This is a genomic window from Mesorhizobium sp. M0293 (genome assembly GCF_040321735.1).
In the GTDB taxonomy this organism is placed as follows: domain Bacteria; phylum Pseudomonadota; class Alphaproteobacteria; order Rhizobiales; family Rhizobiaceae; genus Mesorhizobium.
The window spans coordinates 1-8041 of sequence record NZ_JAMYSA010000179.1 but is presented as its reverse complement, the minus strand read 5'-3'; the positions used below and the strand labels follow the sequence as shown (position 1 = coordinate 8041).

At 59.7% G+C, this 8041-nt stretch carries 9 protein-coding genes and 1 pseudogene; 7 read left to right on the top strand and 3 right to left on the bottom strand.

Going from position 1 to position 8041, the window contains the following annotated elements; genetic code table 11:
- Positions 1-559: 559 nt before the first annotated feature.
- Positions 560-760: pseudogene (locus tag NKJ06_RS33245) on the top strand (tyrosine-type recombinase/integrase); the annotation flags it as partial.
- A 179-nt stretch (positions 761-939) separates the two neighbouring features.
- Here the strand turns inward: NKJ06_RS33245 and NKJ06_RS33240 are convergent.
- On the bottom strand, positions 940-1173 hold the full coding sequence (locus NKJ06_RS33240) for a hypothetical protein (protein ID WP_352812145.1): 234 nt from the start codon (positions 1171-1173) through the stop codon (positions 940-942).
- Between the two features lie 85 nt (positions 1174-1258).
- On the opposite strand from NKJ06_RS33240, the gene NKJ06_RS33235 reads away from it, so the two are divergent.
- Positions 1259-1480, top strand: coding sequence for a site-specific integrase (locus NKJ06_RS33235; protein WP_352812142.1), 222 nt, complete (start codon positions 1259-1261; stop codon positions 1478-1480).
- Between the two features lie 204 nt (positions 1481-1684).
- Here the strand turns inward: NKJ06_RS33235 and NKJ06_RS33230 are convergent, their stop codons facing one another.
- The gene (locus tag NKJ06_RS33230; RefSeq protein WP_352812140.1) at positions 1685-1816 is read right to left on the bottom strand and encodes a hypothetical protein; all 132 of its coding nucleotides are present in this window, start codon (positions 1814-1816) and stop codon (positions 1685-1687) included.
- Between the two features lie 491 nt (positions 1817-2307).
- Here NKJ06_RS33230 and NKJ06_RS33225 point away from each other — a divergent pair, with 491 nt between their 5' ends.
- Positions 2308-3447 (top strand): aminotransferase-like domain-containing protein, encoded by a 1140-nt coding sequence (locus tag NKJ06_RS33225; RefSeq protein WP_352812138.1) that lies wholly within the window; start codon positions 2308-2310, stop codon positions 3445-3447.
- 552 nt (positions 3448-3999) lie between these two features.
- Here NKJ06_RS33225 and NKJ06_RS33220 read toward each other — a convergent pair.
- Positions 4000-4368, bottom strand: a complete 369-nt coding sequence (locus NKJ06_RS33220) for a Rid family hydrolase (protein WP_352812137.1) — start codon at positions 4366-4368, stop codon at positions 4000-4002.
- Positions 4369-4656: 288 nt separating this feature from the next.
- Here NKJ06_RS33220 and NKJ06_RS33215 point away from each other — a divergent pair, with 288 nt between their 5' ends.
- From NKJ06_RS33215 to NKJ06_RS33200, 4 genes are all read left to right on the top strand, one after another.
- Positions 4657-5802 carry an NAD(P)/FAD-dependent oxidoreductase gene (locus NKJ06_RS33215; RefSeq protein WP_352812135.1) on the top strand — a complete coding sequence of 382 codons (1146 nt, stop codon included), beginning with the start codon at positions 4657-4659 and terminating at the stop codon, positions 5800-5802.
- Positions 5786-6100 carry a (2Fe-2S)-binding protein gene (locus NKJ06_RS33210; RefSeq protein WP_352812133.1) on the top strand — a complete coding sequence of 105 codons (315 nt, stop codon included), beginning with the start codon at positions 5786-5788 and terminating at the stop codon, positions 6098-6100. The genes NKJ06_RS33215 and NKJ06_RS33210 overlap by 17 nt, the downstream gene beginning before the upstream one ends.
- Positions 6097-7521 (top strand): FAD-dependent oxidoreductase, encoded by a 1425-nt coding sequence (locus NKJ06_RS33205; RefSeq protein ID WP_352812131.1) that lies wholly within the window; start codon positions 6097-6099, stop codon positions 7519-7521. The genes NKJ06_RS33210 and NKJ06_RS33205 overlap by 4 nt, the downstream gene beginning before the upstream one ends.
- 90 nt (positions 7522-7611) lie before the next feature.
- Positions 7612-8041, top strand: a 430-nt coding sequence (locus NKJ06_RS33200) for a transposase family protein (RefSeq protein ID WP_352812128.1), incomplete at its 3' end; no start/stop codon positions are given.

The following is an 8041-nucleotide window of genomic DNA, read 5'->3' as shown; positions in this document are numbered from 1 at the left end:
GCTGGGAATCATGGCCCTCAAAAACGAGGAGGCCGGCAACGATTACGGTCCGCTGATGGCCGCCTCCACCATCGTCGTCGCCCCCCTCATCATCGCATTCCTCGCAGCCCAACGCTGGTTCGTCGAGGGACTGAGTGGCGGAGCCGTGAAGTAAGTCGATTGATCGGGATAGGGGGACGCCTCGCGACGCCGCCGACCGGGTCACCGGAAGCGGCCACCCGCCCCCGGTTCCCACAGAACGTGGCGTGCGGAGCTACCGCACCACGCTCTTCGGCAGTTGGTTCACAGCACCGCGAGTGCCTGCAGTTCCCTATGCGGGAGCCGCAGTTTGGGTCGCAGTAGCGGGTTCCGTTCTTTGATCTGGTTGAAAGTGCCCCAACTGAGGCGACCGCCATCACGGCTGCGGCTGCATAGAATTCGGCGCCAGTAACGCTCCACGACCTGATACACCTTGATCAGCGACCGGAGATTTCCCGGGACGTCGTAATAGGCATAGTGGCGCGCAGGACGCGGTTTATTTCCGCCCCCTGATCACTGATTTTATAATGCCGTACGCGCCGCGGAGGCGGCGCGTCTGCAGGTGACGGACATCGATAGCAGCCGGATGGTCATTCGCATCGATCAGGGCAAGGGCGGCAAGGACCGCTATGTGATGCTGTCGCCGCAGCTGCTGGAGATTTTGCGCGTCTATTGGCGGTTGACCAAGCCGGGCCGATGGCTGTTTCCCCGGCGCGATGGCCGCGGCCCGACCCACCTGTAGACCTTGGGGATCGCCTGTCGAGCAGCCTGCGAGTTCCTGGGTGTTGAGAAGCGGGTGACGGTGCACACCCTTCGCCATAATTCCGAGACCCAGATTATTCCGAACTCTCCGTTGGAGATCGCTTGATACTCTTTGGTGTTCAAAGACCTGCGCCGAGCCCTAGGGTTTATGGCCCGGTATTATTCGGCTGTCGTCTCTGGGCGGGAATTGTCCCCGACTCTGAGGAGGCGAACGATGACGAATCGGAACTGCGGCGCAACGGCGCCTTCCAAGGGCCCCAGTGTGAGCCCATTGGTCACATTGATGGATTTGGCGCCCGTCTTGGCGGTGAGGATTAGCAAGGTCTCGGAACCTGCCTTCCAGACCATCACCGGCACGGTGCTGAGCCATGACGTCCTACGATACTTGCTCAACAAACATCCTGCCATTGCGCGTCGTCACTGCACTTCATTGTCCAGAAAGCAGGTGGCGCCTCATGTGATTTGAAACACGCTGGCGATGGACTTGCTTCACCACGGCGTCGACCGTTCCGTGATCGCGCTCTGGCTCGGTCACGAGTCGGTGGAAACGACATCCATTTATTTGCAGGCCGATACGAAGCTCAAGGAAGACGCACTTGCCAGGTCGCCGTCCGCCGATGTTCGCGTCAGCCGGTATCGTCCCGACGATCACCTCATGGACCTTCCTCAAGAGCCTCTGATTATGTCGACACACATGTGAGCCATACCCCGGGAAACGCTTGGGTCTTTCGCGCCATCCGGGCCCACTCGGAATAATCTGGGCCTCGGTATTATGCCGCAGATCGTGCAGACGAGGGCGGCGGGGCCGCCCTCGGTTGGATGCCAGGCGTGCTCACCAACCTGTTGAAGGGCGGCTCTGAGGTAGCGGAGCGCCAAACCATGCTCGTCAACGAACACCGTATCATCATCTGAATGGGGCTGGCGACGCGCCAGACAGCGTTTTCAACCCCGCTGCTGCCGCGTCATGCAACGGCACCAGGCGGGTTTTCCGATTGGTCTCGCGGATCAGCAGGCCGTCGTTGGTCACATCGGCCACCGTGTTGATTTTCGCTGAGAGTTGACCGGGGTTGGAGTGAACCCCTCGGACTGGACCAAGAGGCCATCGATACCGGATGGTTTGATGCAGCAGGCTACCATGGCGTGGGGCGCGGCGAAATGTCGGCCGCGCGTTGCCTGTCTGTCTCCTCCCAGAAGAACTCCGAAATGTCCCTATCCAATTCAGCGCCGTCCGAGTGTTCGGCTACCACCGGCGGCGTGACATCGATTGCCTATCACCGCCAGAGCCAGCAGAACCAGCCCGCTGGTCGTCTTCCTTCATGGCGGATGCCACCTTGCCCGGCTAGCATATGGTCATGGGCAGGTTGACCAAGGCGATTTCCTCGATCACTGGTTCGGTGAACTCGGGGCCCGCGACGCCGTCCACGTAGCCTGCACCTCCTGCACGAGTTGAAGGCGACCGTGTGCGAGGATCGACACCCTGCTTACCAGCGCATCAGTCCTGCAAGCGGATACAAAAAGGAGACGAAATTGAACACCCATCACGCCAACTCGCCAATGCCCGAGACGGGGATGATCGACATGACCCGGACCATGCCTCCGTTCATCGAGGAGCTTGAGGACCATATCCGCCATGGCCTTGCCCAAGTCGCTGCGCGGCAGGATTTGGCCACGCTCATCCAGCGGCACCATTTCTTCGGATCGGCGCCCGAGCGCCAGACTGCGGCTGCATGGCTGTCGCGGCGGATGGATGCGCCGATCAGCGGGGACCGCGTGTATATGACTGGCGGCACGCAGAATGCGCTGCAGATCCTGTTACCCCGGCTGGCTGGCGTCGGGGGATGCATCGCGACCGAGGAACTATCCTACGCGGGGACCACCCAGATCAGCCGCCTGTTCGGGATGAAACTCGTCGGTGTGCCGATCGATGACGGTGGGATCGTTTCTGAAGCGTTCCGAGAGGTATGCGAACGACACGCTCCGAAGGTGCTGTATTGCAACCCGACGATTCACAACCCCACTGCCTCGGTCCTGTCCGAGGAGCGCCGTAAGGCCGTCGCGGCGATCGCGCGAGAGCATGGTGTCGCAATCATCGAGGACGACGTCCACGGTATGATTGTCGACAACGCCCCGCGCCCAATCGCCCATTACGCCCCCGATATCACGTGGTACCTGATGTCCGTCTCGAAATGTATCGGCATGGGGCTGCGCACTGCGTTTCTGGTTGGCCCGGACCACGCCGCACTGACGGATCTGTGCGGGCCTGTCCAGAGCCTTTCGTCCTGGTTCGTGCCTGGTATCTCCAGCGCGTTGGTTATGCACCTGGTTGATACAGGGGCCGCCGATAGGATCGCAGGGATGATCCGCAACGAGGTCCGTGCACGACAGAATCTCGCGACTGAGGCGCTGAAGGGACTGTCGTTTCGTACTCACCCTAACGCGCTGCACCTGTGGCTCAACCTGCCCGACAGATGGACGCCGTCTGCGCTGACAGAGGCGGTCCGGCACTTCGGCGTGCAGATGCGCCCCAGCGATCTTTTCAACGCGGGCGGGATTGAAATGCCGAACTCCGTACGGTTGTCGCTGGTTGCCCCGGCCACGCGCGACGATGTCCGCTATGCTGTCAGGTCTGTCGCCGCACTCTTGCAAACCTCCGCAAAGGCAAGATGACCATAGACCCACATCAGATCATTCGCCCAGATTTCTGATTGTCAGCTTTGACGGCCTTCGCCCCGGCCGGCTTCCGCCCGCCCTGGCATTGCACCTGCGCTGGACGTCGATGTCGCGGTGGTCCGTGGGCGGGTATGCCCGGGTGACGGCAGTACTCCGACAGTACGCTGCGCAAGGCTGTTTTGGCGTTGGCGGGTGCCTATGAGGCGGCCAGGCCGACATGATCCTCATTCACTCGAAAATGAAGACCCCGGACGAAATCGAAAGCTTCGCACATGCCTAGAAAGGAACTGTGCCGCTTGTGATCGTCCCCATATCCTATCCAGAAATGAACGAAAAGCATGTTGGCGGGCTAAACAGGGTGGCCATGGTCACATACGGCAACCACGGGCTGCGTGCAGCCGTCACGCGATACGGGCACATTTTGTCGCATCGTTGCCGATGGCGGAGCCCAAAACGCAAGCAAGGAGATAGGCTCTGTCGAAGAGATTTTCCGTCTCCAGGACAAGGAAGCCGCAAAGATCACTGAAAAGCACTTCCTGAGATAGCCGCTCACGACGGGCGGGCGGCGACCACAGTGATTTCGACCAGCGTCCCGGCCGACAGGAGCGCCTGGAAGCAGCAGCGTTGGGGCCAGTGGTCCGGGTCATCACCAACCCATGCCCTCCACTCGACATCAAACTCTATCTTCTGCTCGAGGTCGGCCAGTAGCACATTCACGGAAATCAGGTAGCGCTTGTCGGTCCGAAAAAGCGCTAGAACGCCCTCGATCTTGCTGAAGCTCGCCTCGATTTGCCCTTTCAAGTCGAGGGTCTTGTCGTCGGAGGTCGCAACAGCCCAGACGAGGTTGCCGAATGCGGACCCCGAGCTGCGTCCGGGTGCAACCCCCGGCGTACGCTCTATCGGAAACGAACTATTCATCCTGCCCTCCCTTTCGACGTTTCGACAGATGAAAACTCAAAAATAAGGAACTTTCTCAACAACTGTGCTTGAATACCAACCTGGCGGCTGATTCTGCTGCTACCAGCGCTCTGCGGTTACGTACGACCGGCAAGTCTGCACCTTCTTTTCTTCAAAAACCATGCCAGAAAAGACATTGTGAACAAATGATATTTGAAATTTAACGATTGACTGCTGACAAAGCCACGTAGAGTGTCGCGACACGTACACCGCGACAAAAATATCCTCCGCGATTGTGGAGATGTCAAAATGGACACAATTCGACCGAAAAACGTCCGAAATTACGATATCGTTATCGTAGGGGGTGGTATTGTTGGTCTGTGCATTGGATATGGCCTCGCCAAGAGCCAACTAGGCGTCGCTATACTTGACGGCAACGATGCCGATTTCAGCGCCTCGCGCGGAAATTTCGGAATGATCTCCATCTCAAACAAGGGGGGCAACAATATCCCCTATTTCCGCCTTTCGCTGACCTCGGGGAAGTTATGGCCCTTGTTCGCGGAGGAGATACGCGAATGTTCCGGTATCGATCCGCATTTCGACGCCAGGGGCAAGGTATATTTATTTCTGGGAGAGCGGGAACTCGACGAACAGAAAAGACACATTGAAGAGTTTTCGCGGCGGGCGGGAGCCGAATACCGGAACGAGATTCTCGACAGAGAAAGCGTTGACGAGTTGTTGGGCTATGTCGGTCTGGGCGGGACCGTAAGTGGGGGATCCTTCAGTCCGCTGGACGGATCCGTCGACCCCTTGAAATTCTATTCCAGCCTCCTCCGGGCCTACCGTGTTAGCGGTGGGCACTATCTCTCCGGCCACATCGTTGAGCGCGTTGTTCGCGACACCACCACCTTTCTCGTGACAACGTCAGCGGGCCGGTTCTCGGCTCCGAAAGTGGTAATCGCAGCCGGCCTAGGCATCCCGGCTCTCGCCGAACAGGTCGGGCTCCGGGTGAAAGTCCGTCCGGAGCGCGGTCAGATCATCGTGACCGAAAGGATCGCTCAGGCCTTCAATTACCCGATTAGCGGCTTCTTGCGACAGAACGTCGAAGGCACGGTGATGATCGGCAGCTCGCGCGAATATGCCGGTTGCGACGATCGCACCACGGTCGAAATCCTGAAGGATCTTGCGAAAGGCGCAGTCGAGAGACTGCCCTTGCTGCGCTCGGTGCAAATCAACCGGTGCTGGGCGGCACTCAGGCCACGTACGCTGGACGGTTATCCGATCTATCAGGAATCAGGCGAACAGCCGGGGGCCTTCGTCGTCTCGTGCCACAGCGGCATTACACTATCGGCTCTGCATGCCGGTTTCCTGCCGAAGTGGATCATGGAGGGTGTAAGAGACGGGCTTCTTGAGCCGTTCGGAATGGAAAGGCTACGCAATGAACAACCGGCATGATGTGATTGAACAAGTTTCTCCCATAAATTTGGTATTCGAAGGGCATGCCATTTCCGCCCAGGAAGGAGAGACCGTCGTCACAGCCCTTCTCGCCGCCAATCCGGGTTACACGGGCACCAGTCCGGTGAGTGGACGCCGTCGTGGTCCATACTGCCTGATGGGCGTCTGTTTCGAGTGTCTCGTTGAAATAGACGGCCTTCCAAATCAACGCGCCTGCATGGTGCTCGTACGGGGAAACATGACCATTCGCAGGCAGAACGGACTTCGTCCGCTCAAGCCGAGGGGGCTACAGAAATGAGCCCGGATGTCGTCGTCATCGGCGCCGGTCCCGCCGGCATGGCCGCGGCAATTCAAGCGGCCGAGTTCGGGCTGTCCGCGCTGGTTCTCGACGAACAACCTGCTCCCGGGGGGCAGAGGTTTCGCGGCATCGAAATAGCGGAGCGTCGAGCAACTACAAACGGCGGCGCCCTGGATAAGGACGATGTCCACGGAGCATTGATCGCGAGACGTTTTCAGGAAAGTGGCGTCGCTTATTTGGCGCAGGCATCGGTCTGGGACGTGGCAGCCGATCCGTTCGAGGTTAGCTATCTGCACCAAGGCAGCAGTGTTTCCGTACGGCCTAAAGCCATCGTCGTTGCAACCGGCGCCCTTGAAAGACCCGTGCCGATACCCGGTTGGATGCTGCCTGGCGTGATGACCGCGGGGGCGGCCCAGCTAATGCTGAAGGCGTCTGGACGCATTCCCAAGGGGCGCGTTGCGCTGTTGGGATGCGGGCCGCTCCTCCTTGTTGCGGCAAAGCAGCTTTTGGACGCGGGAGCCGACATCGTCGCGCTGCTCCAGACGACGACCTTCGTCGATTTTCTTCGAGCTACGCCTAATCTTCCGAGCGCATTTCTGGCACCGAAGGTTCTGCTGGAGGGATTGAAACTGCTCGGCTGCACAATCGGCATCAACGCTGCCGCCTCACTGCAAGGCGCAAGAATTCTCGGAGAAGACCGCGTGACCGGCATTGAATATTCGATCGGTCGACGTACCACGACCCTGGAGTGCGATGTAGTGCTCATGCATTTCGGCGTCATCCCCAATACCCAGATCACGCGATTGGTCAGGGCCGACCACATATGGAGCGACCGCCAACTGTGCTGGCAGGCGATGACCAATGCCTGGCAGGAAACATCGATCCCGAACTTGATGGTGGTCGGCGATGGAGGTGGCATCTTTGGCGCAGACGCGGCCGAACTTTCCGGTCGGCTGAGTATTTTGAAGATCGCATCTCAGCGGGCGGCGATACCCGAAGCCGTGAGAGATAGGCTCGCTCATGATCTCAGGACGAAACACAGTAGGCTTGCTCGCGCGAGGGCATTCGTTGACGTGGTGTACCGCCCCCCCGAGGGTTTCTTGCAACCGAGCGCCAACGTAATGGTCTGCCGTTGCGAGGAGGTCATGGGACGCGACATCGAAGCCGCAGTCGCAAACGGTGCTTCGGGCATGCGGCAGCTCAAGGCGCATACACGCTCGGGCATGGGCCCGTGCCGTGGCCAGCTGTGCTCGATGGCGACATCCGCGATTTTGAGCGGGCAATTGGGTGTCGAATTCGGCAGTCTTGAACCCGCGAGCGTCCGACCGCCGCTTCGTCCTTTGACACTCGAGCAACTCGCCTCGACGAAGCACTGCCACTCTCATGTTTGTGATTTTTCATGGAATGAGGACCCTGTTTGAGGGGTGATTTTCGTCCAAACGGGGGTCAGCCTCAATCTCGCTGCATGTGAAGGCTGAAGTCGCGCTTTTTCCGAGGGAGGAATCAGCGCGATGGAACGGAGATCTGGGTCGACGAAACTGGCGCCGGCGGGCTTCGTCGTCGAGCATGCGGAGATCGACACGGATTGCGTATTTCTTGACGTGCGCGCTACGGCGCTTTCGGCCACGTGCCCGTGCTGCGGGACGAGTTCACGCCGGACCCAGAGCCGATATCTGCGGCAAGCCGCCGATCTGCCCATCGCCGGCCGGCGGGTTGTCTTGCGGGTGACGGTTCGCCGTTTCTGGTGCGACGCCGTTCTTTGCCGCCGGCGCATTTTTGCCGAGCGGTTTGGCGCCGATGTTTTAGCCCCGCTATCGCGGAGAACCGGACGCCTTGAGACCATCGTTCATCACTTGGGACTGGCGCTGGGCGGCAGGCCTGCCGCAGCCTTTGCCGATCGCCTGATGGTGCCGGTGAGCAACGATACCCTGTTGCGTGTCG